This is a genomic window from Streptomyces sp. NPDC001027 (genome assembly GCF_040299045.1).
Taxonomy (GTDB): Bacteria; Actinomycetota; Actinomycetes; order Streptomycetales; family Streptomycetaceae; genus Streptomyces.
The window spans coordinates 1-26,138 of sequence record NZ_JBEPBI010000100.1; the positions used below are offsets into that span (position 1 = coordinate 1).

Here is a 26,138-nt window from a genome sequence, read left to right on the forward strand (position 1 = left end):
CCCGGGGCGGGGGCCCGCGTCAGCCGGCCGCCGCCCGGGGCGGCATGTTGTACGGGGTGACGACCTGGATCGCCGACGGCGGCCGGAGCCCGGCCGGCGGCAGCGCGCCGTGCGCCCGCATCACGGTGTGGCAGGCCTCGCGCACGTCGTGGCGCAGGTCGTGGTGGAGGACGGCGGACAGCCGGTGCTCGCTCAGCAGCCGGGTGTTGTCCTGGTCGAGGTCGTGGGCGACGAACACCGCGCACGTCCGTCCGAGGTCGGCGAAGGCGCGCAGGGTCGCGATGTTGCCGCCGCCGATCGAGTAGACCGCGCGGATCAGCGGGTCCCGCTCCAGTGCGCCGCGCACGAGGTCGTACTGGGTGGCGTCCAGGCCCTGCCCGCCGACGATCTCCACGAGCGCCCGCTGCGGGTGCCGGGCCCGCATCACGCCGCGGAAGCCCATCTCGCGCTCCTCCTCGTTGCGGAAGAACCCGCTGCTCAGGCTGGTGAGGACATGGCCGGGCCGGTCACCGAGCCACTGGCCGGTGAGATAGGCGGCGGTGGCGCCGGCCGCGCGGTCGTCGATGCCGACATAGGCGAGCCGGGCGCTGGCGGGCAGGTCGGTGACCAGCGTGACGACGGGGATCCCGGCGGCCACCAGCCGGCCGACGGCCGCGGTGACCTCGGGGACGTCGGGCGCCTTGAGGATCACCCCCTGGGAGCCGCGCCGGGCTATCCGGTCCAGGGTCGCGACCAGTTCCCCCGCCGGGCCGGTCTCCCGGAAGTGGAACCGCGAGCGCAGCACCGCCGGGTGCAGCGACGGCAGCTCGGCCTCCAGGGCGGAGCGGACGGCGGTGGTGAATCGTTCCGGCGCCTGCATCACGATGTCGATCATGAAGGCGCGGCCGACGAGCCTGACCTGGGTGCGCTGGCGGTCGAGGTCGGCGATGGCCCGGCGCACCTCCTGCGCGGTGGACTCCCGCACCCCGCCCCTGCCGTTGAGCACCCGGTCGACGGTCGCCTCGCTCAGACCGGCCTGACGTGCGATCTCGCGGAGCGGGAAAGGGTGACCCACGGAAGACTCCTCGGCATCGGCTTGAGGGGTTTTTGACGGCCGCCTGCTGGTTGTTCGACGGGTTTGTCATGACAAGAATGGCAGGGCTGAGCCGCCGTTGTCACCGAAGGGACGCCGATGTCCTTCACCTCCGTGCCGGGTTCCGCCTGGCTGACCGGGCAGGACTGCGACCTGGACGTGTTCCGCTCGCTCGTCGAGCGCACGACCGACCTCGCCGACTTCCCGCACGCCTCGGCCGTCGAGGGGAACGTCCTCGTCTACGACAGCGCCCGGCTGCGGGCGGCGGCCGGTGACGGCGGCCGCGCCATCCGCGCCGAGCTGGTGCGGGCCTTCTCCGACGGACCCGGCGTGGTCGTGCTGCGCGACGCCTTCCCGGACGCGGCGGTCGTCGACCGGCTGACGGCCGTCTTCGACGCGCTGATCGCCGCGCAGCACGCCTCGGGGGCGACCGCCGGGGGACCACTTCGCGAAGCCCGGCGCCAACGACCGCGTCTGGAACGCCCTGGAGAAGGCCGCCCTCCACGACCCGGAGGCGTTCGCCGACTACTACGCGAGCGACGTCCTCGCCCTGGTCGCCCGCGCCTGGCTCGGCCCCGGCTACCAGGTGACCTCGCAGGTCAACGTCGTCAACCCGGGCGGCGCGGCGCAGAGCCCGCACCGCGACTACCACCTCGGGTTCCTCTCCGACCGGGCGGCCGCCGCCTATCCGGCGCACGTCCACCGTCTCTCCCCCGTGCTCACCCTCCAGGGCGCGGTCGCCCACTGCGACATGCCCGTGGAGTCCGGGCCCACGCTGTACCTGCCGTACTCGCAGACCTACGAGCCCGGCTATCTCGCGTGGCGGCGGCCGGAGTTCCAGGACTATTTCGCGGAACGGCACGTGCAGCTGGCGCTGGCCAAGGGCGACGCCGTGTTCTTCAACCCGGCCGTCTTCCACGCCGCGGGCGCCAACCGCACGGCCGACGTGCGCCGGACGGCCAATCTGCTCCAGGTGTCCTCGGCCTTCGGGCGCGCGATGGAGACCGTGGACCGGGAGGCGGTGGTGAACGCGGTCTTCCCCGTGCTGCTCGGCCGCAGGTCGCGCGGTGCGGGCGAGGAGTGGCTCGAGCGGGTCGTCGCCGCGAGCGCCGAGGCATATCCCTTCCCCACGAACCTCGACGCCGATCCGCCGGTCGACGGCCTGGCCCCGCCCTCGCAGGCGGACCTCGTACGGCAGGCGCTGCGCGAGGAGTGGACCCCGCAGGCCCTCCGGGACGCGCTGCGGGCCGGCGCCGCACGGCGCACCAGCTGAAAGGAACCCCCGTACATGGGACTTCTCGACGACAAGGTCGTCCTCGTCAACGGCGGCAGCCAGGGCGTGGGCGCGGCCGTCGCGCGGGCCGCGGTCGGTGCGGGCGCCCTGGTGGCCGTCACCGGACGGCGGCGTGAGCCGGGCGAGGCACTGGTGGCGGAGCTGACCGCCGCGGGCGGCGAAGCCCTGTTCGTCCAGGCCGACCTGGCGGACGCCGAACAGGCGCGGGCGTCGGTGGCCGAGACGGTGGCGGCCCATGGACGGATCGACTGCCTGGTGAACTCGGCGGGGCTGACCGACCGGGGCACGCTGCTGGACACCTCCCCCGAGCTGTTCGACCGGCACATCGCGATCAATCTGCGGGCGCCGTTCTTCGCCATGCAGGCCGCGGTCGCGGACATGGTGTCGCGCAAGGCCCCCGGCACGATCGTCAACGTCATCACCTCCTCGGCGCACGGCGGACAGTCCTTCCTCGCGCCGTACGTCGCCGCCAAGGCCGGGCTCATGGGCCTCACCCGCAACGCGGCGCACGCCCACCGCTTCGACCGGATCCGGATCAACGGCCTGAACATCGGCTGGACGGCCACCGAGGGCGAGGACGCCACGCAGCGGGCCTTCCACGGCGCGGGCGACGACTGGCGCGAGCAGGCCGCGGCACGGCTGCCGATGGGCAGGCTGGGCCGGCCCGACGAGATCGCCGACTTCGTCGTCCTCCTCCTGTCGGACCGGTCCGGCGTGGTCACCGGATCGGTGATCGACTGGGACCAGAACGTCCTCGGCGGACTCGACTAGACGTCCGCCCGCGGCCCGCCCCGTCCCTTCGTCCCCTCCCCTCGCCCCCCTTGTCCCCTCCCCGTCCGTTCCCTGCCCGCAAGACCCTCAAGGAGCTGCACCCCCATGCGCATCGGAATCCTCGGCCTCGGCCGCATCGGCGCCTTCCACGCCGAGACCCTCTCCGGACTCGACGCCGTCGAGTCGCTCGTCGTGGCCGATCCGTTCGCCGAGGCCGCCAAGACCGCCGCCGAGCGGTTCGGCGCCGAGGTCGCGGACTCCCCCGAGGCGGTGCTGGCCGCCGGGATCGACGGCGTCGTGATCGCCGCGGCGACCGACGCCCACCCTGGCCTGATCCTCGCCGCCGTCGAGGCGGGCGTGCCCGTCTTCTGCGAGAAGCCCGTGGCCCGGACGATGGCCGAGGGCGTCGAGGTGCTCAAGGCCGTCCAGGGCAGTCCGGTGCCGATCCAGATCGGCTACAACCGCCGTTTCGACGCGGGCTTCGTGGCCGCGCGGGCCGCCGTGCTGGCCGGTGAGCTGGGCACGCTGCACACGGTTCGCTCGACCACCCTGGACCCGGCCCCGCCGCCGGCCGCGTACGTGGCCGCCTCCGGCGGCATCTTCCGGGACTGCTCCGTGCACGACTTCGACATCATCCGCTGGGTCACGGGCCGCGAGGTGAGCGAGGTGTACGCGGTCGGCGGCAACCGGGGCGCGGACTACATCAAGGCGGCGGGCGACGCCGACACCACCGGCGCGATCCTCACCCTCGACGACGGCACGATCGCGGTGGTGTCCAACTCCCGCCACAACGCCCGGGGTTACGACGTGCGGATGGAGATCCACGGCTTCACCGACTCGATCGCCGTGGGTCTGGAGGACAAGTTGCCGCTGCGCTCGGTGGAGCCCGGGGTCACCTTCCCGGCCGGCGTCCCGCACGACTTCTTCATGGACCGCTTCACCGCCGCGTACCGCGCCGAACTCACCGCGTTCACCGAGGTCGTGGCCGGGACCCGCCCCTCGCCCTGCACGATCGAGGACGCGCTGGAGGCGGGCTGGATCGCCGACGCGTGCACGCTGTCCCTGCACGAGCACCGGCCGGTGACGATCGCGGAGGTCCGGGGATCCTGACGCCCCGCCGAACAGCCGGGTGAGGGCGGCCGGGGCCGGGGCGGAACACGCCCGTGGCGCCGGCCGCCCTCCGCGTGCTCACAGGCCGTAGCGGATCGCGACCTGGTCCGGGTCGTAGGCGTCGCGATCCGGGTCGCGCGGGGTCGCCGGCCGCTCCTCCACCAGATCCTGCGGGTCCACCCGCTCCGGCAGCGATCCGAACCGGGCCCGGCGCCCTGCCTCCGCCCCGTCCGCCTGCAGTTCGTCCGCCTGCAGTTCGTTCGTCTGCTGCTCGACCGTCCGCAGTGCGTCCGCCTGCTGCTCTTCCGGGTGCTCCGCCCGGCGCTCTTCCCGCATCTCACCCTCCCGGCCCTGCCCGGCACGTCTTCCGTCCGGGCCCTCTGTGAGGGGAACGTCCGCGCCGCGCGACCGGTTCCGCGGGAGGCCGAAGACGCGGCCAGGCGGGACGACTCTCGTGACGGGGATCGCGCCGGCACGGGTGCGGCCGGTCATCGTCGCCGAACGACCGCGGGAGCGTCGCCGCCTGTCGGCGGCGGACGCTCCCGTCCGGTCCTCCTACGGGCGCCTCAGGACTTGCCCTCGTCCGAGGCCGCCACGGGTGCGGTGAGGTCCTTCTCCTCCGGCAGCTCGTCGACGTCGACGCCGCGCACCTGGGACAACTCGTGCTTGAGGGCCGCGAGTTCGGCGCCGCCGGCCATGTGGTTGGTGAGCTCCTCGAGGCTGACCTGGTCGCGCGAGGCGGTGAGCTCCATGGTGCCCAGGCGCAGGACGCTGAAGTGGTCGCCGACCATGTAGGCGTGGTGCGGGTTGTGGGTGATGAAGATGACGCCGAGGCCGCGGTCGCGGGCGGCGGCGATGTACTTCAGCACCACGCCGGACTGCTTGACGCCGAGGGCGGCGGTGGGCTCGTCCAGGATCAGCACCCGGGCGCCGAAGTAGACGGCACGGGCGATGGCGACGCACTGGCGCTGGCCGCCGGAGAGCGTGCCGATGGGCTGTTCCAGGTCGTCCAGGACGATGCCCATGTTGCGCAGTTCGCGGTCGGCGGTCTTCTTCATGGCGGCGATGTCGAGACGACGCACGGGCCAGGGGCCCTTGGTCATCTCGGAGCCGAGGAAGAAGTTGCGCCAGACCGGCATCAGCGGGACCGTGGCGAGGTCCTGGTAGACGGTGGCGATGCCGAGGTCGAGAGCCTCACGAGGGGTGGAGAAGCGCACCGGCCGGCCGTCGACGAGGAACTCGCCCTCGGTGTGCTGGTGCAGCCCCGAGACGATCTTGATGAGGGTGGACTTGCCGGCGCCGTTGTCGCCGAGCACGCAGGTCACCCGCCCCGGGTGGACGGCGAGGCTCACGCCGTGCAGGGCGCGGATGTTGCCGTAGGACTTGCCCGCGCCGCGCAGTTCGACGATCGGGCCGTCCTCGGTCTCGGGGCCGGTGTCCGCGATGACGGCCCCGTGGGTACCGCTCTTGTCGGTGGATGTCATGGGGTGGGTCACCTCCGGGTCGCCGTGCGGCTGACCCACAGATTGATCAGGACGGCGCCGAGGAGCATCACGCCGAGGAAGGCCTTGAACCAGTCGGGATTCCAGCCGGCGTAGACGATGCCCTGCTGCACCATGCCGAACATGAACGCGCCGAAGACCGGGCCGATCGCCGAGCCCGCACCGCCGGTCAGCAGACAGCCGCCGATCACCGCCGCGGAGATGTAGATCAGCTCCTGGCCCACGCCCTCGCCCGACTGCACGGTGTTGAACGTGAACAGCTGGTGCATCCCCACGAACCAGGCGCCGAAGCCGACCAGCATGAACAGCGAGATCTTGGTGAAGGTCACGGGCACGCCGACCGCCCGCGCCGACTCCTTGTTGCCGCCCACCGCGAAGATCCAGTTGCCGTACCGGGTGCGCAGCAGCACCCAGGTCGCCAGCGCCGCGAACACCAGCCAGTACACGATGGTGATCTTCACCTGGACGTCGCCGATGTGGAACGACGACGCGAAGACCTTCTTGGCCTGGCCGAAGCCGTCCATGTCGCTGATGTCGTCGGTCGCCACGTTGGTGGTGACCAGCTTGGTCACCGCCAGGTTGACGCCCTGCAGGATCAGGAAGGTGCCCAGGGTGATCAGGAAGCTCGGCAGGCCGGTCTTCACCACCATCCAGCCGTTGAGGAAGCCGATCCCCAGCGACACGGCGAGCGCCACCACCACACCGACCCACACGTTCATCGTGAGCTGGTAGCTGAGCATGCTCGCGGTGAGCGCCGAGGTGATCACCGCGACGCCGGACGACAGGTCGAACTCGCCGCCGATCATCAGCAGCGCCACCGGCAACGCCATGATCCCGATGGTCGACGACTGGTAGAGGATGTTCGCCATCGCGCTGCCCTCGCGCACCGGCGGGGCTGCGATCAGGAAGAACACGTACACGGCGACGGCTCCCAGGAACACCCCCACCTCGGGGCGCGCCAGCAGCCGCAGAGCGGGCGACCGCCTGACGGTCCGGCCGTCGCTCTGCTGGGGGCCGGAGGCCGGCGGTGTGGTCACCGCCGGCTCGGCATGCCGGGTCCCGCTCATCACCGGGTGCCCTTCGCGGCGAACGCGGCGACCGCCTCGACGTTGGACTTGTCGACGAAGGCGGGGCCGGTCAGCACCGGCTGCTCGCCGCCGCCCATGTAGTTGCCGTTGTTCTTGTAGAGCCACAGCGAGTCGATCGCCAGGTAGCCCTGGAGGTAGGGCTGCTGGTCGACGGCGAACTGGATCGTGCCCTTGCTGATGGCCCCGGTCAGGTCCTTGTTGAGGTCGAACGTCGCGATCTTGGCCTTGCTGCCCGCGTCGGCCACCGACTGCACGGACGTCAGCGCGAACGGGGCGCCGAGGGTGACCACGTAGTCGATGGCCTTGTCCTGGCTCAGCTTGGCGGTGATCGTCGACTTGACCGACGGCATGTCGGTGCCGTTGACGTTGAGGACCTCGGTGGTGCCCTTGAACGTCTTCTTCACGCCGTCGCAGCGCTGGGTGAGGCCGATGTTGCCCTGCTCCTGGATGACGCAGACGGCCTTCTTCGCGCCCTCGGTGTTGAGGCGGTTGCCGAGGGCCTCGCCGGCCACGGTCTCGTCCTGGCCGAAGAACTCCATCAGCCCGAGGTTCTTCCACTCGCTGACACCGGAGTTGAGACCGACCACGGGTATCTTGGCGGTCTTCGCCTTGGCGATGACGTCCTTGAGCGCGTCCGGCTTGGCCAGGGTGACCGCGATGCCGTCCACCTTCTGGTCGATCGCGTTCTGGATGAGGTTGGCCTGGTTCCCGGCGTTCGGGTCGGCGGAGTAGACCAGCTTGACGTTGTCCTTGGCGGCGGCGGCCTCGGCGCCCTTGCGGACGATGTCCCAGAAGGTGTCGCCGGGCGACTGGTGGGTCACCAGCGCCACCGTCATCTGCGGGGTGCTCGCCTTGCCCGCGGAAGCGCCGTCCGCGCTCTCCTCGGACTTCTTCCCGCCGGAGCTGCTGGAGCAGCCTGCGAGGGTCAGAGCCACTGCCGCGGCCATGGCCACGACCGGAGCGATGCTGCGTGAGCGGGACGGAGAAGAGCTGTCCATCTTTCCTGCACCTCACTGTGCGACGGAGAAAACGACGGGGATCGGGTGGAGGCGATCGGGAGGATCCGGGGCCCTTTTCTTCTCAGATTGGGGCCGGGGGGCCGGGTCCGCGACTGTTCAGGTGTCCCGGACCCGGCCTGTGCACTGCTGGGACGGGATTCAATTCCTTGGCGAGCCCGGTGTCAATACTTTGTTATGACATCATTTCACGAGCAGGTCCGAATGTAAGTACAAAGTCTTGACAGTGAGCGCTCCCAGGACCTACACCTGGGGGAACCAGGTCCCGATCGTCGTGAGGAGCCTCCCACACGGCGCGATCAGCCCGGCAACCGGACCTGATCTTGACGGAGGCGCACGGGCACCGCGGTTTCGGCCGCGTCGCACCGACGACCGAACCGACGACCGAAACCGGCGACCGAAGGGGTGCCCCGATGGCGAAGACCGGCGCCCGGACCCGTGCCACGCCGGCCGCCGCGCTCGACGGGCTGCACTTCGCACTGGACCGCACCAGCCCGGTGCCTCTCTACTACCAGCTCGCCCGGCAGTTGGAGCAGGCGATCGAGCGGGGGGCGCTCGCCCCGGGCGACCTGCTGGGCAACGAGATCGACCTGTCGACCCGGCTCGGACTGTCCCGCCCCACGGTCCGCCAGGGCATCCAGTCCCTCGTCGACAAGGGGCTGCTGGTACGCCGCCGAGGCGTGGGCACCCAGGTGGTGCACAGCCAGGTGAAGCGGCCGCTGGAGCTCAGCAGCCTGTACGACGACCTGGAGGCGGCCGGCCAGGGACCGACGACGCGCGTCGTGCGCAACGAGCGGGTGCCGGCGACCGCGGACGTCGCCGCCGCGCTGGCCGTCGAGGAGGGCAGCGAGGTCACGCTGCTGGAGCGGCTGCGCGCCACGCACGGACAGCCGGTGGCGTTCCTGTCCAACTACCTGCCCCCGGCACTGCCGGACTTCGACAGCGCGCGCCTTGAGTCGACGGGCCTGTACCGGCTGCTGCGCACCGCGGGCGTCACCCTGCACAGCGCCCGCCAGACGGTGGGCGCCCGCTCCGCCACCGCCGAGGAGGCCGCCCTCCTCGCCGAGGCGGAGGGGGCGGCCCTGCTGACCATGCGGCGCACCGCGTACGACGACACCGGCCGGGCGGTCGAGTACGGGACGCACATCTACCGCGCGTCCCGGTACGCGTTCGACTTCCAGCTGCTGGTCAGGCCGTGAGGCCGGGGCCCCCGGCACGCCGGAGGCACGGGCCGGGTGCGGGGCGGGCCGGGCGGGATCAGCGGGGCGCCATGCGCAGGGCGCCGTCCATCCGGATGGTCTCGCCGTTGAGGTAGTCGTGCTCGACGATCGTCAGGGCCAGCCGCGCGTACTCCTCGGGGCGGGCGAGCCGGCGCGGGAAGGGCACCCCGGCCGCGAGCGAGGCGCGGAACTCCTCCGACACGGTCGCCAGCATCGGCGTCTCCACGACGCCCGGGGCGATGGTGCACACTCGGATGCCGTACTGGGCCAGGTCGCGCGCGGCCGGCAGGGTCAGCCCGACGACCCCGCCCTTGGAGGACGCGTACGCGGCCTGCCCGATCTGGCCGTCGTACGCGGCGATCGAGGCGGTGTTGACGATGACGCCCCGCTGGCCGTCCGCGTCGGCCTCCGTCTCGGCGATGGCCTCCGAGGCGAGCGCGAGCACGTTGAAGGTGCCGATCAGGTTGATCTGGATGACCTTGGCGTACAGGCCGAGGTCGTGGACGCCCTTCTTGCCGAGGATCCGCGCCGACGGTCCGATGCCGGCGCAGTTGACGACCGTGCGCAGCGGCACGCCGGACCCGGCAGCGGTCGCGACGGCGGCCCGGACCTGCTCGGGGTCGGTGACGTCGGCGGGCACATAGGTGACGCCGTCGACCTCGGGCGCCTTGTCGACGCCGTCCTTGAGGTCGAGGGCGAAGACCCGTGCGCCGCGCCCGGCGAGGGCCTGCGCGGTGGCCGCGCCAAGGCCGGACGCACCGCCGGTGACGAGGGCGGCGGTGTTCTCGAGCTGCATCATCACTCCTTGCCGAGGACGGTGAGCACACCGCCCTCGTCACGGTCCAGCGCACGGGAGATGATCATGCGCTGGATCTGGTTGGTTCCTTCGAAGATCTGCATGACCTTGGCCTCGCGCATGAAACGCTCCACCGGGAAGTCACGGGTGTATCCGTACCCCCCGAGGACCTGGACCGCGTCCGTGGTCACCTTCATGGCGTTGTCCGTGGCGACGAGCTTGGCGATGGACGCCTCCCGCGTGAAGGGCAGGCTGAGGTCCTTCAGCCGGGCGGCGGCCAGCGCGGTGGCCCGCGCCGACTCGATGGCCGCGCCCATGTCGGCGAGCACGAACGCCAGGCCCTGGTGCTCGATGATCGGCTTGCCGAAGGTCTCCCGCTCGCGCGCGTAACGCACCGCGTGGTCCAGCGCGCCCTGGGCGAGACCGGTGGCGACGGCGGCGATGCCGAGGCGTCCGCAGTCGAGGGAGGCGAGCGCGATCTTCAGCCCCTGCCCCTCCTCCCCGATCCGGCGTTCGACGGGCACCCGGACGTCCTCGAACCGCATGGTCGCCGTCGCCGAGCCGGTCAGGCCCATCTTGCGCTCCGGCGGGTCGGCGCTGAGACCGGCGGCGTCGGCCGGGACGAGGAAGCAGGAGATGCCGTGCGTCCGATCGTCGGAGGTGCGGGCCATCACCGTGTAGAAGTCGGCGTAACCGCCGTGCGTGGTCCAGGCCTTGGCGCCGTTCAGCACATAGGAGTCGCCGTCGCGGACCGCGCGGGTGAGCATGGCCGCCGGGTCGGAGCCGGCGTGCGGCTCGGACAGGCAGTACGCGCCGAGCAGCTCACCGGCGAGCATGTCCGGCAGCCATCTGCGCCGCTGCTCCGCGTCGCCGAAACGGGACAGCGGGAAACAGGACAGGGCGTGCACGGAGATCCCCACGGCGACGCTCGACCAGACGGCGGCGACCTCCTCGAGGACCTGGAGGTAGACGCCGTACGGCTGGTCCGCCCCGCCGTCCTCCTCGGCGAAGGGCAGCCCGAGCAGACCGCTGCGGCCGAGGGTGCGGAAGACGTCCCGGGGGAACGCCCCGTCCGCCTCCGCGTCGGCGACCCGGGGTGCGAGTTCCTTGGCGGCGAGGGTGCGGGTGAGCTGGATGAGCTCGACGGCTTCCTCGGTCGGCAGGGCGCGGGTGGCAGGCATGGTGACCTCCACGGAGGAGTGCGGAAAAGTGCGGAGTACTGCGAATGATACTGGCGTGCGTACGAACGTATCATTCACAGTACGGCATGGAGGCGCGCCGGAGCCAGGCCGCAGACCCGCTCGAGGAATGTCGGCGTCGGCGTCGGGGAACGGCGGGGCGGCCTGGAGTGCCGTAGCGGCCTGGGCGGCCGGAGGGTCCAGAGAGGCCGGGCCGGAGGGGCCGGACCGGAGGGCCCCGGGCGCGCGGGTCAGGAGGAGACGGCGTGCACGATCAGTGAGGCGAGCTGTTCGTAGGCCTCCGCGTCGGTCAGTCCGGTGCGCGCCTGCAGCTCGCCCAGCTGGATCTGCCGCATGGTGGCGGCGGCGACCTCGCCGACGAACGCGGTGTGCACCTCGCGGAAGGCGCCGTCCGAGACGCCTTCCGCGATCAGCCGGCGCACTCGCTCGGCCGCCATCCGCGTGTTGGCCTCGTACACCTCGCGGGCGGGCGGGAAGTCCGCCACGTCGTCGAGGAAGCGGCGGGAGAGCGGGCGCAGCTGTTCGGCCACGGCGGTCAGGTAGGCCCGTACGCGGTCCGAGGGGTCGGCGGTCAGCGCCACCCGCTTCTCGACGGCCTCGGTCGCCCCGCGGAAGTAGTGCTTGACCGCTTCGACGACCAGCCCCTGCTTGCTGCGGGCGAGCTGGTACAGCGTCGTCTTGGAGCAGCGCAGCCGCTCGGCGAGGTCGTCGAGCGTGAGATGGGCGAACCCCTCCGCCGTCACCAGTGCGACGAGTCGTTCCAGCAGGTCGGCCTGTCTGGCGGTGCGGCGGGAGGACGGCATGATCCCCAGCGTAGCCCCCTTGTTACTCCCGGGTCAGGGTGTGGTCCGACGCGGCCCCCGGACCGCGACTTCGCGGTCGGTGGAGCTGGACCCTGACGAGGGGTGCGCATGCACGCGGGGGAATGCTCTGAAGGAACGGAGGGCGCCGCTTCGGGTCCGCAGGTGGTGGCGACGTCCGAGCGGGCGCTGCTGGCCGGGCAGGCCACCACGCTCGACGACGACAAGCAGCTGCTGCTGCTGCTGCTGCTGCTGCGCCTCAACGACCGCATCGACCACCACGCCGTCGGGATGCGCCCGAGCGAGCTGCCCGACGTGATCAGGCCCGGGCAGGGCTGGACCTCCGAGGGGACCGAGATCCAGGTGGCGTTGCCCGCCCCGGGGGCCACCGGTCACCGACGAGAGGGCCCCGCGAGCTTTCGCCCGCGGGGCCCCTCGGTCTGCCCTCGGCCGGTGTCAGGCGCCCAGGGCAAGCGTCCCCGCCCCCTGGCCGGGTATGTCCTGCCAGCCGCGGATCCTGGCCGCGAGCCGCTTCAGGCGCGCGTCCGAGGGGGGCACGTCGATCTGGAACCAGGACTCGTTCGGGCGGCGGAAGTCGCCTCCCCAGGCCACCACGTCCTCACATTCCCTGAGGATGTCGCGGACCGTGGCCAGTTGGTGGGGGAAGAGGCCGCCCTTGGCGCCGTCCGGGTACCAGCTCGGGCGGATCGCGACCGCGGACCCCGATGCGTGGTTGGTCGCGTAGCCCTTCAGCGTGCTGTCCGCCGGGCGGAAGCCGATCACCTCCCCGTCGACGAGTGTGTCGATCTCGTAGTGGTAGCGGCGGATGACGTGGACGAGCACGGTGGTGGCCTCGCCGATGCGCAGGGCCACGGAGACCGAACTGCCCGGCACCTGACGGGTCCAGATGGCCCCCGAGGTGTCGGCCCGCGGTTCCATCGGCCAGCCGTTGGCGCTGGTGCGGTGGGTGGGCGAGCCGTCCGCGGCCGTTCGCGTGGAGGCGGACGCCGGGGCGGGGACCGCGAGCGTGGCGAGGCCCGCCGTCGCGGTCAGGCCGAGGCCGGTGCGCAGTACGCGACGGCGCGGCGGGTGTGAGGATGAGAGGGTCACGTCCGTCCTGTCTGTGAGGGTGGACTCGGTGAGCGCGATCGGGGGCTTCACAGACCGCGCAGGGGCGCGTTGTACTTCTCGAACACCTGGTGCAGGCCGAGCATGGCTCGGCCGTAGTCCTGGGCTCGCTCGTCGGTGCCGTTGTAGCGGGCCAGGGTGAGGCGGGTGTGCTCCTCACCGGTCGACATGGACGGCCGGGGAACGCCGACGTCGTTGGCGCCCTCGATCAGGACCGTCGGCACGGTCCGGATGTTGTAGTCGTGGTTGTCGTGCAGTTGCTGCCAGACGTTCCACAGGTCGTTCTCGTCGGAGGGGAGCATGAGGCTGCCGCCGATCAGGCCGGCCAGGATGCAGTGGTTGCGGCCGCGGATGGCGGTGGCCGCGAAGATCTGCGCGAGACCGGTGCTGGAGTCGGTCTTCGAGCTCAGCCCTGTCCCGTCGTAGTGGTCGATGACCGCCTCGTCGCCGATGACGTCCAGGCTGTTGTACATCCGTGTCTCCCACAGGAGCGGGGCCTGGATGATGGCCTTGCGCATTCTGAAGGTGCGCGCGAGCTGGGTGACCAGCCCGTCGAAGCTCATCACCAGGTCGAGCGCCTCGGTGGTCGACCGGTAGGTGAGCATCTGGGCTCCCTGGTTTCCGCCCGTCTCCGGCACGCCCATGCTGTTGAGGAGATACGACTGGACGTCCGCGAGCAGGGCGCCTCGCAGGGACATGTCCATATTGACGTCCAGAAGTCCGGTGAACTGCTCGGTGCCGTAGGTGTTCTGGCCGGTGTCACGGCCGGACACGATGTTGTTGTCGATCTCGATGAGGCCGCCGCCCGCTCCCACCGAGACCGTGGAGATCTGGTCGAAAGCCCAGTCGTCGGGCAGCGGATAGCCGAGATTCCCGGAGAATCCCGTGGACATGTCGCAGACGAAACTGGCCGAGGTGTGTCCCGCGGCCGCGACGCGGCTGCACACGTTGCGGGGTCCGTAGATGCCCGTCAGGTACCCCTGGCCGTGCTCGTTCATGATGTCCCGGATGCCGCGGAAATGCGGAAGGACGTGGTCGGTCACCTCGTGGTCGAGCGCGTCGAAGTCGACGGCGAAGTAGATACGGGTGCCGGGTTTGAAGCCGTAGTACTTGGCCCGCTCGATGGCCGCGAAGGCGTCGGCGATCCCCTGCTCGCGGCGGAAGTAGGCCGCCTCCCCGCCCCAGGTCTGGTAGATCGGGAAGCAGTTCAGACCGTAGGCCGCCATCCGGCTCAGCTCACCGATCTTGATCTTCTTGTCGAGTGAGGTGCCCGGGACGTTGGACAGGTAGCGGCCCACGATCTGGTACCCCGCGTCCCTGAGCGCCACCGCCCGCGCGTCGGTGACCTCGGTGACACAGTCGGCCGCGGTCCCCCTGCGGGTAGCGTCACCGGTGGACACCAGCAGCGAGGCCCAGGTCTGGAAGTCCCCGCGGCCGGTGACCGGGAGCTTCGCGAAACTCTGGAAGCTGCGTACGCGGTCCGCCAGGGCGGCGTCGAAGTGGCTGTCGAAGGACACCCCGATGCGCTTGTTGAAGATCATCGCGGCGGTGAAGAGACTCACCCACCTCCCCGACGAGCCGTCCGCCAGGGGGTTGTTCCTGATGCCCTGCTGGGTGCCGGGGCCGAAGACCCCGTTCGCGACGTCGTCGCTCATGCCGATCTCGTACTGGATCGCGAACATGAGCGCTCTCTGCACGTCCCGTGAGAAGTAGCCGTCGCACGGCACGACGAAGAAGTTGCGGCGGCCGACGTAATGGCTGTTCAGCCACTGCTGCACCGAGCGGGTCAGTTCGCTGCCACCCTCGATGACGACATACGCGTCCATGGTGAGCAGCGCCTTGAACACCTTCGGCGAGACACCGTCCGGGAGGACGCCGTCGACGCCCATGTTGCGCGTCAGCTCACGGACCGAGGCCGCGACGGAGCCGTTGTACGTGCCGTCGATGCCGCCGCCGTCGTAGCCCTTGCAGTACAGGCCCGACTGCACGATCTTAAGAATCTTCTCGTGCCGGGCGCCCGCGTCGATGACGGGGTGGCGGGCCTGGAGTGTGGCGAGCGTCGTCGGGCCGAAGCTGTCGGACAGGGAGGTGATGCCCAGCTCGTACTGGAGCGCCCGGGTCAGCGCGAACATGACGGCCCAGCCGGTGCGGCCGTTCTCCTCGACCTTCGGGATTCCGTCGACGTTGTAGGAGTTGATGAATTTCTGTGCCTCGATGACCATGCGGTCGGCCACGCTGTGTCCTTTCACGCGCGCCCGGGCGGGTGCTCCGCCCGGGCGCGGGCGCCCCGTGCGCACGAAGTACTCGCCGCGAGCGCGGGCCTGCGGGGGTCGTGTCCTGTGACGTCGCGTCAGCAGCTCTCGACGCCGTCGATCCAGTCGGTGGCGTTGTCGGTGTAGTAGCTGGCCATGTAGCCGCGGTGGCCGCTGGGGGTGAGGACCCACACCCAGTACGGGTTGCCGCCGACGCTCTGCGCGCCCTCCTGCTGGCAGTACACCCACACCTGGGCCGGGCTGCTCACCGTGGTCTCCACGACCGGGCAGTTGGCGGCCGACGGGTACAGATAGCACTGCTCCCCGCCGCCGCTACGGACATTGACGCCGGAGGCCCAGACGCCGTAGTAGCCGGCGCCGTGACCGGTCGCGTGGGCGGCGCCCGCCGTGCCGAAGACGAGGCCGGCGGCGGCGATGACGGTGGACGCCATGGCCACGGTGGCGGCCCGCATGGAATGGATCATGAGCGATTCCCCCTTGGGACGGTCAAACCGGTCTGGAAGCAGCGGCGCTGACATGTGATCAGCGACGTGGGTAGAACGTAGCGAGGGCGCGGCTGCCGTGGTCCTGACAAATGTCAGGGGCTGTCGAGGGGCCCACGGCGTCCGGGGGCCAGGCCCCAAAGGGGCCTCAGCGGTGCTCGGGCAGGTCCGGCTCGGCCGGCGCCGTGAACGACCTGGGCCGAGCCGACGCCGACGCCGTCGTGGCCGGCTTCTTGCCGCAGAACGCGGCCTCGAGCGTGCCGCCGAGCGCCGTGTTGGCGGACCCCTTGTTCGAGGTGTTGGCCATCGCGGAGAGGCTGCGTCGGCCGTCGCGGGTCGCGAAGGCGTAGGTGTAGTACCCCTGCACGGTGCCGGTGTGGCCGTAGACCTGCGTACCGCAGGACAGGTCGTAGCGGCGCAGACCGAGGCCGTAGAAGCGGGTGTCGGTGGTGTCGGTCGGGGTGACGGTGGTCATGGCCTCCAGCGTCTTCGGGGACAGCAGCCTGCCCTGCATCAACGCGGTCGTGAAGGTGTTGAGATCGGCCGGGCTGGAGATGACCGCCCCGGCCGACTGCGCCCAGGAGACGGTCTGTTCCGTGGAGTCGACCAGGGGCGCGCCCTCCTCGTCCGGGTGCAGATAGCCGCGTACGCGGAGCCCCACGATGTGGACGTCGGGGTGCACGTACGAGGTGCTGCGCAGCCCCAGCGGCTTGATGATGCGGCGCTGGTACTCCTGGGCGACCGGCTTCCCGGTGACCTTCTCGATCAGCATGCCGACGACGACGAAGTTGGCGTTGGAGTACTTGTACGCGACCCCCGGTTCGGTGGTGCGGGGCTCGCTCAGTGAGAGGTCGACCAGATCCTGGTAGCCGAAGACCCGGTTGCGTACGGCCTCGAAGCCGGGCACAGTGTGCTCGAACATCGCGTCGGTGTAGTCGGCGAGCCCACTGCGGTGAGTCAGCAGGTGCCGCACGGTGATCCGGTCGTCGGGCAGCAGCCCGGGAAGGTACCGGTTCACGGGGGCGTCGAGCTCCAGTTCACCCTCCTGCACGAGTTGGAGCAGGACCACACTGGAGAAGGTCTTGCTGACGCTTCCGATGCGGAAGCGGGCGCGGATGTCCATGGCGGCGCCAGAGTCCAGGTCACGTACTCCGACGGTGCGCGCCTGGACGCCCTCGGGGCCCGTGAACCGGGCCATCGCTCCTGGTGCGCCCTGGGCCATGGCGGCGTTCAGCGCGGCGACGACGCCTTCCATGTCGGGGGCGGGGGTGGTCGCGCGGGTGGCAGCAGGTGCGGCGGGTGCGGCGTGGGCGTCCGTGGCGGGGACGACACCGACGGCGAGCGCGGTGATCAGGGTGGCGCCGGCGGCCAAGCGGCGGCATTTGTTCAACGTCATGTCAGTTCCTTGGGTCAAGAAGAGCGGAGGACGGGAGCGGTTCAGGCACCAGTCGTCGACGAAGCCGCCGGCGGACGGAGTTCATGAGGTTTCCCCTCGTCGCTTTCAGGGGCGCGAGGGCACAGCGACGGACGCGGTCGGTCAGCCGCCGCCGTCCCCCGTGGTCGGACACAGTCTGTTCACGGCCAGGGGCGCGGCCCAGCATTTCGAAGGACTTCAAAGCGCGTTTCGGTCGGCGGTTTTGCTCAGGATCTTCGAAACCTTTGCCGAAACCTGTGCGTCGCCTGTGGTGGTGGTCGTCAACGGGGGGTGTTCATGGCCCGGTTCTCCGAATTGTCTCTGGGGCCTCTGGAGACAGTGCCGGTGTCCGTGGTGGCGCAGCCCGGCGTCACCCTGATGTCGCTCGTCGCGGATGCGCTCGGCGGTCGTTCTCAGGGGCTGCATCCCACTTGGCGGCGTGCGCTGCGCTCCGCGGTGCCGGAGGGCGCGGAGGCGGTGCTGCGGCCGCTGTTCACCCGGGAGTACTCGATGGTTCCCGACTGCCTCACGCCGACGGCACCGCTGTGGGAGACCGATCTCTCCGTCCAGCTCGAACGCCTGGTCGACGCCCCGCCCGCACAGCTGTTGCAAGAGCTGGAGGCGGACTTCGGGGGGACGGTCCCCCGGCAGTGGCAGTCGGTCGTCGACCGGCCGAAGGCCTTCATCCACGCGTACGCGGCCATTCTCGGCACCGTGTGGGAAGCCTTCGGGCCGATCTGGGCGCGGGCCGGTTCCCTGCTGGCCAAGGAGACCGAACGCGTGGGGGTGGCGGTCGTCAGCAACGCCCTGCCGCTCGTCCTCACCGGGCTCGGGCCCAAGATCCGCTTCTCCGGGCAGACGCTGTACGTGCCCGATCCGCACCCCGAGACGTTCGCGCGGGGCGCCCGCCGTGTGGTGCTGGTGCCGATCGTTTCGGGCTACGGTGCCTCGGTCTTCAGCTTCGACCGTTCCGACGCCGTGTGGTTCGGCTATCCCGTGCCCGGCCTGAACACGCTCTGGACCGCTCAGGAAGCCACCGTCGAAAGAGACCGGCTCAGGCTCGTGGTGGGCGCCCTCAGGGCCGGGATCCTGCGCGAGCTGGCTCGCCCGTGCACCATGGGCGCCCTGGCCGCCACTCTCGACTGCACGCCGGCGACCGTGACCTACCACTGCGGTCAGCTGGAGGCGGCCGGGCTCATCACCCGGGAGCGACAGGGTCAGCACGTGGTGGCGCGACGCACGGCATCGGGCGAGGCGCTGGTCACTTTGCTGTCGGGGTGAGCTCACCCCCGGATCCGACGGCCACCCTGACATCCGTCAGGACCGCCGCCTCCCTTCCCCTTTCTAAGCTCCGAGTCGTCTTCCAGGCCCCGGCGACATCGCGGGGGCACCCTCCACAGACGGGAAGAGACGGCTCCCATGCGCCCGTTCCGCTCCGCTCTCGCCACGGCCGCCGCCTTGACCGCGGTCACCTCCGGCGTCCTCCTCGCTCAACCGGCCCAACCCGCCCACGCCTCGGCCTCCGACTGCGAAGGCGGCGCACATGGCTTCCGCGACCACCCGGACGACGCCGAGGGCGACACCGACAAGCCCGCCGACTTCCGCCTCGGCAGCGTCCGCATCACGCTGGAGAAGGGCTCCTACGTCGACCAGCAGATCGCCTTTGGGAAGATCAGCGGACGGACCCAGCCCGGCGACAACGTCTGGATGGACTGGCGCGCCGACGGCTGGGACCGCGATCGCAACGCCGTGTCGCCCTGGCTGCAGTGCGGGCCCTTCACCGTCCGCTCGGCCGGGCAGAGCCTGACCACACCGTTCCGCCGCACCAGCACCGACCCTCAGTACCAGTTCCGCGTCTGCGGCTCACTGAAGTCGGACGGCGTGGTCCGCTGCTCCAACTGGTGGTAGGGCCCGCCCGCCGTTCCCGCTTCCCGGCATTCACCCGAAAGGCATGACCATGCGCAAAATCCTGCACGGCGCCGCCGCGCTCGCCCTCTCCGCCGCCGCCGTACTCACCGGAGCCGCCCAGGCCCAGGCCGAGGGCGGCACATGGGACGGCTGCCCCTACGGCGCCGTCTGCATCTACCCGCAGAACGTGACTCCGTCCAGCAACCCGCACCCGAGCCACATCTTCTACTCCTACGGCTTCCACCCCATCTACAACCAGTACGGCAACCACTGGATCCTCAACAACCAGTACGACGGCGCCCTCGTCGAGCTGTGCAAGTCCGTCAACACGGACTGCCACGAGTCCATCCCTCCGCAGGAGGGCTGGTACGTCGACCTCACGCCGATCAACTCCCTCAACCTCAGGGAGCACTACCTGTGAGGCGCCGACTTCTCGCCGTCGGCGCCGCGCTGCTGCTGATCGGCGGCGCGGCGGGCTCCGCCGCTGCCGACGCCCCGGCCGGACAGCCGGCCCGTCCCGCCACCGCGTCCGCCGAGGTTCCCGCCGGCGTCAGCGCCGGGGTCGCCGTCTTCGACCGGCAGACCGGCGCCTTCACCGAGCAGCTCAACACGAGCACCCGCTTCCGGTCTGCCTCTGTCGTCAAGCTGCTGCTGGCGCTGGACTACCTGTGGAACCGGGGCCCCGACTACACCGTGCCGGCAGCCGACCGGGCGTGGCTGGAGCCGATGTTGCGCGCCAGCGACGACGACGCCGCCAACGCCTACTGGTCGGACCACGGCGGTACGGCGATCATCACCCGCATGGTCAGCCGCCTCGGCCTCAAAGACACGGCGCCCCCGCCCACCGGGTACGAGGGCTACTGGGGCTACACCGCGCTCTCCGCCCGCGACACGGTGACGATCTACCGCTACCTCCTGGACTCGGCGCCCGGCCCCGTGCGCGACTTCGTGATGGGCAACCTGCGCCAGTCCACCCGCTGTGCCTCGGACGCCTTCGACCAGCACTTCGGCATCGCCGGGGCGTTCGACAAGCCGTGGGCGGTGAAGCAGGGCTGGTCGGGATCCTCGTACGAGAAGGGCACCTGCGGCCGGACGCGCGCCACGGCCTCGACCGTGACGCGTGCGGAAAGTGCGGCCGCGGACGTGGATCTGACGCGGCCCGCGCTGCACAGCACGGGCACCGTGGGCGCCGATGACCGGTCCATCGTGGCCGTGTTCACCCTGCATCCCGTCGGCACCTCGTACGGGAAGGCGTACACGGACATCGGCCGGCTGACCCGCTCCCTGAACGTCCCCGGAGCCACCCGGCCCGCGGGATGGTGGTACGGCACGTGGAGCGACCATGTGAACGTCCGCCCCGCCCCCGGCACGGGCAACTCACCTATCACTCAACTCCCGGCGGGCGTCGAGGTGTTGGTGGCCTGTCAGGCCAGGGGCGAGGTGGTGAGCGTACCGCCGTACACCAACGAATGGTGGGCGTACCTCCCCCAGTACAACGGCTGGATCTCCAACATCTACATCAACTCGCCCGACAACAAGATGCCGGACGTCAAGGACTGCTGAACGGCCTCGGGGGACAGCTCCGCGACCTCACCGCTCGTAGTCGGCGAGGTAGCGGAGCACCTTCTCGACGTGGGGCCTCACCCGTTCGGGGACGCCGCCCTCCGAGATGACCGTGCGGTCGCTCGTGCGGTAGCCGGCGGCCATCAGCGCGGGAAGGTCCTTGGCGGGCATGTCGGCCTTCTTGAACTGCTGGTCGAGCCAGCACACGTACAGCGACATCGTGGAGATCGCGTCCGGTGGCGACATGTAGTCCTTGTCTCCGTCGCCGTCTCCGTCCACGGCCCAGGCCCGGAACACCGACGGCGTCCACATGGCGATGCCGAACTCCTCCCGGCGGGTCGCGTTCACGTCGAAACCGCTCTCCGCCTTGAGCATGGCGGCGAGAAACGCAGGCGTGACCTCCGCGTCGGTGCAGCGGTGGGCGGCCTTCACGATGATCGGTCGCAGTGCCTTGGGTACGTCGGAGTCCTCCGGGATCTCCCCGGCGGCCGGGCTGTGCGCGCTCGTGACGACGACCGGTCCCCTCCGCCCCTGGTCCTCATCGTCGTTTCCCCCGTCACCGCCGCCCCCGAGCAGCGCGACCCCGGCGATGGCGGCGGCCGACACGGCGGCCAGCGCCACGGCGGCGACCGGCAGCAGGCGACGCCGGCCACGCGGGCTCGCCAGTCGCTCGATGCGGGCGGACAGACTCGCGGCGGTGTGGCGCAGACGGCCCGCGTGATCGGGCGCCAGACAGTCCTCGATGAGCCGGCGCCAGTTGTCGTCGAGCCCGGCGTCCAGACGTAGCGGCGCGGTGCCCCGGGCGTAGGCCTGGGCGGCGAGCGAGCGGGCGCGGGCGGTGGCGCCGGGGAACGGGTGGAGGCCGCCGGTGAGCACCTGATGGGCCAGGACGCCGAAGGCCCAGACGTCGGCGGTCGGCCGCACCATCGTCCCGTCCGCCCCGGTGCGCTGGGACCACCACTCGGGCGGCACATGGTCGAGCGTGCCGAGCGGCGGCACATAGGCGTGGGTACCCTCCAGTTCGGTGGCCAGGCCGAAGTCGGCGAGCCAGACCGCTCCGCCCGCGCCCAGCAGCACGTTGGCGGGTTTGAGGTCGCCGTGCACCCAGCCGGCGCCGTGCATATGGGCAAGTCCGGCGGCGACGCCGCGCAGGACCGGCACGGCGTCGGGGATCGTGCGGCCGGTCGCGGCAGCGTCCAGCACCTGACGCAGACTGGCCTCGGCCCGGTCCATGACGAGCGCGATGGCACCGTCCAGCGCGGGCAGGTCCGGCGCGTCCACGGTGCACACCGCGTGGGTCCGTACGAGGTGCGGGTGGTCCGCCTCGGCACTGAAACGCACCTCGCGCGCGACCAGTTCGCCGAGCGCGGCACGCTGACCGGGTGCCAGGGCGCCGGTCGGCAGCACCTTCACCGCCACGACCGTGCCGTCGGCGACCGCGCGGGCCTCGTACACGGTCCCCCAGCCGCCCGACCCGATAACGGCGTCCAACTGCCAGCCCTCGATGAGGAAACCCGCCGGCAGACGCGGCGTTTCGACAGCGCCCTGCTCGGCGCCCGAGGAGGTCATGCGCCACCCTCCTGTGAGGCGGGCCGTCGGTGGGACGGCAAGAGGGCGAGGTGTTCCTCGCGCACCAGGCCGAAGCGCAGGGCGAGGGAGGCCAGCCGAGCGCGCTTGACGCCGGTGCGGCCGTTGCCGTCGGCTCCGGGCTCGTCGCCGAGGTCCAGGCGCAGCTTGGCGAAGGCCAGGTAGTCGATGTGGTAGTTCACCGCGGAGCGGGTCAGGCCACGACAGCTCTCCAGCGGGCGAAGTCGCTCCGCGATGTCTCCGGTGCCCGGCAGCACGCCGTCCGAGGGGTCGCGCAGCCGCGGCTCGCACAGGGCCACCAGCACCAGGAAGTACTTCGCCGTCGCATCGAGCGCGTAGGGATGCACGGTCAGCTCCCCGGCGCCGGGCGAGGACTGCTCGTCCAGGTAGGCGTGCTGCGGAGCGAACACCTTGAAGTCGACCGTGCCGCCCAGCGCGGGCAGGACGACTCTGGAGAACTCGAAGGGCACCGGCGCGCCGAGCCGGCCCGGCGCGACGGTGATGTATTCGCCGGCCCCCTCCAGGTTCTCCACCACGTACGCGGTGTCACGGCTGAAGTTCGACAGCCGCCAGTAGTCCTCGGCCGCCTCCAGCCGTCCGGCCCGCCGGGAGATTCCCGGGTCGGGCAGGACGATGGAGACTGCCCGGCCGCCGGGCGTCCCGCGCCCGAAGTCGGCCACGTCGCCCGGTCCCATGTGCAGCAACTCGGGTCTGCTGACGTCGACTTCGCCCGGACGTGACGGACCGGGCGGCTGCACGATGATCGTTTCCATACAGACTTTCCCCCGATGTGGTCGCCAGGATTGTAGGGGTGCCTAAAGGTCTCCGCCGACCCGGTGCCGCTGCACGGGGCAGGGCGCATCCCTCGGTCACAGTCGCCACGGCGTGCGGGCTTCTGGTCAAAGTTGCAGGCGTGACATCGCCATCCATGCCAGGCATCGTGTACGGGCCGATTCCAGGGGCGAGAGCACGAGGCACGACCACTAGGACGATCGGCCGATCGTCTCGGTTCCCTGGGTGGGGCTGACCGCTTCGGAGGTCGACGCAAGGTGCCGACGGGCGCCGTGCTCCCCCTCGATGCAGGGAACGACCCACGCGGAAAGGGCCCCCGCAGGCTCTCGCCCGCGAAGACCCTTCACACCGTCGGGACGACAGGATTTGAACCTGCGACCCCTTGACCCCCAGTCAAGTGCGCTACCAAGCTGCGCCACGTCCCGATGCGCTCCGCACGGTGTTGCCCGCGTGATCGCGCGAACAGCACTTTACCCCACCCGGAGCCCTGCGCCGAAGCGGGCCCGCGCGGGACAATCGGCATATGGACCGTCGGGGCAGCACAGGAGACACGAGCGGCGAGGGGCCCGGCGCCGCCAGGGACCGCGACGCGGAGGGGCGGGCGCGGAGCGCCCGGCCCCGGGACGGACTCGGCCGGCCCCTGCCCTACGGCGCGCCCGGTGTCGAGCGGCAGCCCGAGGGGGTCGTGCGCACCCCGGAGCAGACCGTGGCCGAGGCGCAGGCACTGCTGGACGCCGGGAAGCCCTTCCATGCGCACGAGGTCTTCGAGGACGCCTGGAAGTCGGGTCCGGCTGCGGAGCGCACCCTGTGGCGGGGGCTCGCCCAGCTCGCCGTGGGTCTCACGCACGCGGCCCGGGGGAACCTCACGGGCGGGGTGCGACTGCTGCGGCGCGGTGCCGGGGCCGCCGAGGAGTGGGCGGCGGGCGCGGGAGAGGACCGGCCGTACGGGCTGGACCTCACGGGGCTGGCGCGGTGGGCGCGTGAGCTGGCGGCGTGGGTGGAGCGGACGGGCGCGGCGGTGGACGCGCAGGCCCGGTCGCCTCGGCTGCGCTGACACCGGACCCGGCCCGCACCTCCGCGAAGGGCCGCCGCACGTCCCGGCCGCCGCCACGGCCTCCGGCCCGGGGCGTCCCGGGCCTTTACCGCAGCAGCAGCTGCAGTCCCCCCACGACGGTCGCCGCGATCACCAACTGCTCGAACAGCCGCTGGTTGATGCGGTGCACGGCCCACTTGCCGAACAGCGCGCCGGGGACGACGAACGCGGCGAGGGCGGCGTCCAGCAGCAGCGAACGGCCGTCGATCAGTCCGAGGCCCACGCTGAACGGCACCTTGGACACGTTGACGATCAGGAAGAAGAACGCCGAGGTGCCGAGGAAGCCGAGCTTGCGGAAGCCGGCCGAGAGCAGGTACATCGACATGACCGGGCCGCCCGCGTTGGCGACCATCGTGGTGAAACCGCCGAGGACGCCGTAGGAGCGGGCCTTGAGGCGGCCGGCCCGGGTGACCACGGCGTCGGGGTCGTCCGCCGCGTCGGCCGTGCGCCGCCGCCACACCGTGACGCCCGCCATCAGCAGCAGGATCGCGCCGATCGAGGTCCGGACGATTCCGTCGTCGGCCCACACCAGGAACAGGGTGCCGAGGACCACGCCGGCCGCGACCGCCGGGAACAGCCGCCACAGCGTGGGCCAGTGGGCGTGCCGACGGTAGGTGAGGACGGCCAGGACGTCTCCGGCGATGAGGATCGGCAGCAGGACGCCCGTGGAGGCCCGGGCGGGCAGGACCGCCGCGAAGACGGCGAGGCTGACCGTGTTGGCCCCGCTGACGGCCGTCTTGGAGAAGCCGACGAGCACGGCCGCGAGGGCCAGGGCGGCGAACTCCCAGCCGGTGATGTGCCACAGAGTCATCGTGTTCATGCGGGGACCGATGCTACGCACATCTATCGAACACCCGGCGGGCCGTCTCGCCAGATGGCCGGTCCCCTGCGCAGGGGACGGCGCCGTTCCACGTCAGTGGCGCTCGACCAGCACCGCGGTGCCCTGTCCGACGCCCACGCACATCGTGGCCAGCCCGCGCTCGGCTCCGGTACGGCGCATGCGGTGCAGGAGCGTGGTGAGGATGCGGGCCCCCGAACCGCCCAGCGGGTGGCCGAGGGCGATCGCCCCGCCGCTGGGGTTGACCAGGTCGGGGTCGATGCCCAGCCGGTCGACGCAGGCGAGCGCCTGGGCGGCGAACGCCTCGTTGAACTCGGCCTCCTGGACGTCCTCGACGCTCCACTCCGCCCGGGCCAGCGCCTTGCGGGTGGCGGGCACCGGACCGAGCCCCATCACGTCGGGGTGGACGCCGGCGGAGGCGCCGGCGACATAGCGGCCCAGCGACTCGAGGCCCAGCTCGTTGAGCGCCTCCTCGCTGACCAGGAGCAGTCCCGCCGCCCCGTCGTTCATGGGCGAGGAGTTGCCGGCGGTGACGGTGCCGCCCTCCCGGAAGACCGGCTTCAGCCGGGCCAGCTTCTCGAGCGAGGTGTCCTCGCGGATGCCCTCGTCGGCGTCGACGACCACGCCGTCGGGACGGCGCACCGGCAGCATCTCGTCGTCGAAGTGGCCCTTCTCGCGGGCCTGCGCGGCCAGCCGGTGGCTGCGCAGGGCGAACCCGTCCTGGCGTTCGCGCGTGACGCCGCACCGCACGGCGACCTCCTCGGCCGTCTCCCCCATGGCCAGCAGACCGTGCAGATCCTTCATGGCGGGGTTGACCAGACGCCAGCCGAGCCGGGTGTCCACCGTCTCGACGCGATGCGGCAGCGCCTCCTCGGGGCGGGCCAGCACGAAGGGGGCGCGGCTCATCGACTCGGAGCCGCCCGCGATCACGATGTCCGCCTCGCCCGCGGCGATGGTGCGCGCCGCGGTCGTCACGGCCTCGAGTCCGGAGGCGCACAGCCGGTTCACCGTGGCGCCCGGCACGGTCTCGGGCAGGCCGGCGAGCAGGGCGGCCATCCGGGCGACGTTGCGGTTGTCCTCGCCGGCCTGGTTGGCCAGAAGACACGCGCCTCGATGTGGTGGGCGCCCGGCATGCCGTTGGCGGTGGGCGGGCCCTCGTAGAACACCCACTCGGGGCGGCCCTCGGACTGCT

The 26,138-nt window shown here is 71.3% G+C and carries 24 protein-coding genes, 1 tRNA gene and 1 pseudogene; 9 read left to right on the forward strand and 17 right to left on the reverse strand.

The window, feature by feature from the left end; all coding sequences use genetic code 11:
* Positions 1–19: 19 nt before the first annotated feature.
* Entirely contained in the window at positions 20–1,054 is a 1,035-nt protein-coding gene (locus ABT300_RS24850) for a LacI family DNA-binding transcriptional regulator (protein ID WP_351679563.1), read from the reverse strand.
* A 117-nt stretch (positions 1,055–1,171) separates the two neighbouring features.
* On the opposite strand from ABT300_RS24850, the pseudogene ABT300_RS24855 reads away from it, so the two are divergent.
* The 3 genes and pseudogenes from ABT300_RS24855 to ABT300_RS24865 all read left to right on the forward strand — a co-directional run bounded on the left by ABT300_RS24855 (position 1,172) and on the right by ABT300_RS24865 (position 4,247).
* A pseudogene (locus tag ABT300_RS24855) lies at positions 1,172–2,345 on the forward strand (phytanoyl-CoA dioxygenase family protein).
* A 15-nt stretch (positions 2,346–2,360) separates the two neighbouring features.
* Entirely contained in the window at positions 2,361–3,137 is a 777-nt protein-coding gene (locus ABT300_RS24860; protein ID WP_351679566.1) for an SDR family oxidoreductase, read from the forward strand.
* 105 nt (positions 3,138–3,242) lie between these two features.
* The gene (locus ABT300_RS24865) at positions 3,243–4,247 is read left to right on the forward strand and encodes a Gfo/Idh/MocA family protein (protein WP_351679569.1); all 1,005 of its coding nucleotides are present in this window, start codon (positions 3,243–3,245) and stop codon (positions 4,245–4,247) included.
* A gap of 78 nt (positions 4,248–4,325) precedes the next feature.
* On the opposite strand, the gene ABT300_RS24870 is transcribed toward ABT300_RS24865, so the two are convergent.
* From ABT300_RS24870 to ABT300_RS24885, 4 genes are all read right to left on the reverse strand, one after another.
* Complete coding sequence (locus ABT300_RS24870) at positions 4,326–4,583, reverse strand: hypothetical protein (protein ID WP_351679572.1); 258 nt, start codon at positions 4,581–4,583, stop codon at positions 4,326–4,328.
* A gap of 230 nt (positions 4,584–4,813) precedes the next feature.
* A complete protein-coding gene (locus ABT300_RS24875) occupies positions 4,814–5,731 on the reverse strand; it encodes an ATP-binding cassette domain-containing protein (RefSeq protein ID WP_351679575.1) in 918 nt (305 codons plus the stop codon).
* Between the two features lie 8 nt (positions 5,732–5,739).
* Positions 5,740–6,816: an ABC transporter permease gene (locus tag ABT300_RS24880; protein ID WP_351679578.1), complete on the reverse strand. Its 1,077-nt coding sequence runs from the start codon at positions 6,814–6,816 to the stop codon at positions 5,740–5,742.
* A complete protein-coding gene (locus tag ABT300_RS24885) occupies positions 6,816–7,835 on the reverse strand; it encodes a sugar ABC transporter substrate-binding protein (RefSeq protein WP_351679581.1) in 1,020 nt (339 codons plus the stop codon). Before ABT300_RS24885 ends, ABT300_RS24880 begins: the two co-directional genes overlap by 1 nt.
* A 431-nt stretch (positions 7,836–8,266) precedes the next feature.
* Between ABT300_RS24885 and ABT300_RS24890 the strand changes: the two genes are divergently transcribed.
* A complete protein-coding gene (locus ABT300_RS24890; RefSeq protein WP_351679584.1) occupies positions 8,267–9,052 on the forward strand; it encodes a GntR family transcriptional regulator in 786 nt (261 codons plus the stop codon).
* A 58-nt stretch (positions 9,053–9,110) separates the two neighbouring features.
* Here the strand turns inward: ABT300_RS24890 and ABT300_RS24895 are convergent, their stop codons facing one another.
* From ABT300_RS24895 to ABT300_RS24925, 7 genes are all read right to left on the reverse strand, one after another.
* Entirely contained in the window at positions 9,111–9,869 is a 759-nt protein-coding gene (locus tag ABT300_RS24895; protein WP_351679627.1) for an SDR family NAD(P)-dependent oxidoreductase, read from the reverse strand.
* Between the two features lie 2 nt (positions 9,870–9,871).
* A complete protein-coding gene (locus ABT300_RS24900; protein WP_351679587.1) occupies positions 9,872–11,050 on the reverse strand; it encodes an acyl-CoA dehydrogenase family protein in 1,179 nt (392 codons plus the stop codon).
* 248 nt (positions 11,051–11,298) lie between these two features.
* Positions 11,299–11,871 carry a TetR/AcrR family transcriptional regulator gene (locus ABT300_RS24905; protein WP_351679590.1) on the reverse strand — a complete coding sequence of 191 codons (573 nt, stop codon included), beginning with the start codon at positions 11,869–11,871 and terminating at the stop codon, positions 11,299–11,301.
* Positions 11,872–12,324: 453 nt separating this feature from the next.
* The gene (locus tag ABT300_RS24910; RefSeq protein ID WP_351679593.1) at positions 12,325–12,978 is read right to left on the reverse strand and encodes a hypothetical protein; all 654 of its coding nucleotides are present in this window, start codon (positions 12,976–12,978) and stop codon (positions 12,325–12,327) included.
* Between the two features lie 47 nt (positions 12,979–13,025).
* Entirely contained in the window at positions 13,026–15,230 is a 2,205-nt protein-coding gene (locus ABT300_RS24915) for a glycoside hydrolase domain-containing protein (protein WP_502977990.1), read from the reverse strand.
* Positions 15,231–15,346: 116 nt separating this feature from the next.
* A complete protein-coding gene (locus ABT300_RS24920; RefSeq protein ID WP_351679596.1) occupies positions 15,347–15,733 on the reverse strand; it encodes a hypothetical protein in 387 nt (128 codons plus the stop codon).
* A 166-nt stretch (positions 15,734–15,899) separates the two neighbouring features.
* On the reverse strand, positions 15,900–17,147 hold the full coding sequence (locus ABT300_RS24925) for a serine hydrolase domain-containing protein (RefSeq protein ID WP_351679599.1): 1,248 nt from the start codon (positions 17,145–17,147) through the stop codon (positions 15,900–15,902).
* Positions 17,148–17,516: 369 nt separating this feature from the next.
* Here ABT300_RS24925 and ABT300_RS24930 point away from each other — a divergent pair, with 369 nt between their 5' ends.
* The 4 genes from ABT300_RS24930 to ABT300_RS24945 all read left to right on the forward strand — a co-directional run bounded on the left by ABT300_RS24930 (position 17,517) and on the right by ABT300_RS24945 (position 20,636).
* Positions 17,517–18,446, forward strand: coding sequence for an ArsR/SmtB family transcription factor (locus ABT300_RS24930; protein WP_351679602.1), 930 nt, complete (start codon positions 17,517–17,519; stop codon positions 18,444–18,446).
* A gap of 138 nt (positions 18,447–18,584) precedes the next feature.
* On the forward strand, positions 18,585–19,073 hold the full coding sequence (locus tag ABT300_RS24935; protein ID WP_351679605.1) for a hypothetical protein: 489 nt from the start codon (positions 18,585–18,587) through the stop codon (positions 19,071–19,073).
* 43 nt (positions 19,074–19,116) lie between these two features.
* A complete protein-coding gene (locus ABT300_RS24940; RefSeq protein WP_351679608.1) occupies positions 19,117–19,494 on the forward strand; it encodes a hypothetical protein in 378 nt (125 codons plus the stop codon).
* The gene (locus ABT300_RS24945; protein ID WP_351679611.1) at positions 19,491–20,636 is read left to right on the forward strand and encodes a hypothetical protein; all 1,146 of its coding nucleotides are present in this window, start codon (positions 19,491–19,493) and stop codon (positions 20,634–20,636) included. Before ABT300_RS24940 ends, ABT300_RS24945 begins: the two co-directional genes overlap by 4 nt.
* Before the next feature lie 27 nt (positions 20,637–20,663).
* Here the strand turns inward: ABT300_RS24945 and ABT300_RS24950 are convergent, their stop codons facing one another.
* From ABT300_RS24950 to ABT300_RS24960, 3 genes are all read right to left on the reverse strand, one after another.
* The gene (locus ABT300_RS24950) at positions 20,664–22,205 is read right to left on the reverse strand and encodes a serine/threonine-protein kinase (protein ID WP_351679615.1); all 1,542 of its coding nucleotides are present in this window, start codon (positions 22,203–22,205) and stop codon (positions 20,664–20,666) included.
* Positions 22,202–22,996, reverse strand: coding sequence for a serine/threonine protein kinase (locus tag ABT300_RS24955; RefSeq protein ID WP_351679618.1), 795 nt, complete (start codon positions 22,994–22,996; stop codon positions 22,202–22,204). Before ABT300_RS24955 ends, ABT300_RS24950 begins: the two co-directional genes overlap by 4 nt.
* A 370-nt stretch (positions 22,997–23,366) precedes the next feature.
* A tRNA-Pro gene (locus ABT300_RS24960) sits at positions 23,367–23,440 on the reverse strand.
* 98 nt (positions 23,441–23,538) lie between these two features.
* Here ABT300_RS24960 and ABT300_RS24965 point away from each other — a divergent pair.
* Positions 23,539–24,069: a DUF309 domain-containing protein gene (locus tag ABT300_RS24965; protein WP_351679621.1), complete on the forward strand. Its 531-nt coding sequence runs from the start codon at positions 23,539–23,541 to the stop codon at positions 24,067–24,069.
* Positions 24,070–24,154: 85 nt separating this feature from the next.
* Here ABT300_RS24965 and ABT300_RS24970 read toward each other — a convergent pair whose 3' ends face one another.
* Positions 24,155–24,928 (reverse strand): sulfite exporter TauE/SafE family protein, encoded by a 774-nt coding sequence (locus tag ABT300_RS24970; RefSeq protein WP_057583860.1) that lies wholly within the window; start codon positions 24,926–24,928, stop codon positions 24,155–24,157.
* 93 nt (positions 24,929–25,021) lie between these two features.
* On the reverse strand, positions 25,022–26,138 hold a 1,117-nt coding region (locus ABT300_RS24975; protein ID WP_351679624.1), incomplete at its 5' end, for a thiolase family protein.

What these genes read in the sequence shown, in the direction of transcription:
- ABT300_RS24860 (WP_351679566.1), top strand. Translation starts at nt 2,361, where the DNA reads ATGGGACTTCTCGACGACAAGGTCGTCCTCGTCAACGGCGGCAGCCAG.
- ABT300_RS24865 (WP_351679569.1), top strand. Translation starts at nt 3,243, where the DNA reads ATGCGCATCGGAATCCTCGGCCTCGGCCGCATCGGCGCCTTCCACGCC.
- ABT300_RS24870 (WP_351679572.1), bottom strand. Translation starts at nt 4,583, where the DNA reads ATGCGGGAAGAGCGCCGGGCGGAGCACCCGGAAGAGCAGCAGGCGGAC.
- ABT300_RS24875 (WP_351679575.1), bottom strand. Translation starts at nt 5,731, where the DNA reads ATGACATCCACCGACAAGAGCGGTACCCACGGGGCCGTCATCGCGGAC.
- ABT300_RS24880 (WP_351679578.1), bottom strand. Translation starts at nt 6,816, where the DNA reads ATGAGCGGGACCCGGCATGCCGAGCCGGCGGTGACCACACCGCCGGCC.
- ABT300_RS24885 (WP_351679581.1), bottom strand. Translation starts at nt 7,835, where the DNA reads ATGGACAGCTCTTCTCCGTCCCGCTCACGCAGCATCGCTCCGGTCGTG.
- ABT300_RS24890 (WP_351679584.1), top strand. Translation starts at nt 8,267, where the DNA reads ATGGCGAAGACCGGCGCCCGGACCCGTGCCACGCCGGCCGCCGCGCTC.
- ABT300_RS24895 (WP_351679627.1), bottom strand. Translation starts at nt 9,869, where the DNA reads ATGCAGCTCGAGAACACCGCCGCCCTCGTCACCGGCGGTGCGTCCGGC.
- ABT300_RS24900 (WP_351679587.1), bottom strand. Translation starts at nt 11,050, where the DNA reads ATGCCTGCCACCCGCGCCCTGCCGACCGAGGAAGCCGTCGAGCTCATC.
- ABT300_RS24905 (WP_351679590.1), bottom strand. Translation starts at nt 11,871, where the DNA reads ATGCCGTCCTCCCGCCGCACCGCCAGACAGGCCGACCTGCTGGAACGA.
- ABT300_RS24920 (WP_351679596.1), bottom strand. Translation starts at nt 15,733, where the DNA reads ATGATCCATTCCATGCGGGCCGCCACCGTGGCCATGGCGTCCACCGTC.
- ABT300_RS24925 (WP_351679599.1), bottom strand. Translation starts at nt 17,147, where the DNA reads ATGACGTTGAACAAATGCCGCCGCTTGGCCGCCGGCGCCACCCTGATC.
- ABT300_RS24935 (WP_351679605.1), top strand. Translation starts at nt 18,585, where the DNA reads ATGCGCCCGTTCCGCTCCGCTCTCGCCACGGCCGCCGCCTTGACCGCG.
- ABT300_RS24940 (WP_351679608.1), top strand. Translation starts at nt 19,117, where the DNA reads ATGACCATGCGCAAAATCCTGCACGGCGCCGCCGCGCTCGCCCTCTCC.
- ABT300_RS24950 (WP_351679615.1), bottom strand. Translation starts at nt 22,205, where the DNA reads ATGACCTCCTCGGGCGCCGAGCAGGGCGCTGTCGAAACGCCGCGTCTG.
- ABT300_RS24955 (WP_351679618.1), bottom strand. Translation starts at nt 22,996, where the DNA reads ATGGAAACGATCATCGTGCAGCCGCCCGGTCCGTCACGTCCGGGCGAA.
- ABT300_RS24965 (WP_351679621.1), top strand. Translation starts at nt 23,539, where the DNA reads ATGGACCGTCGGGGCAGCACAGGAGACACGAGCGGCGAGGGGCCCGGC.
- ABT300_RS24970 (WP_057583860.1), bottom strand. Translation starts at nt 24,928, where the DNA reads ATGAACACGATGACTCTGTGGCACATCACCGGCTGGGAGTTCGCCGCC.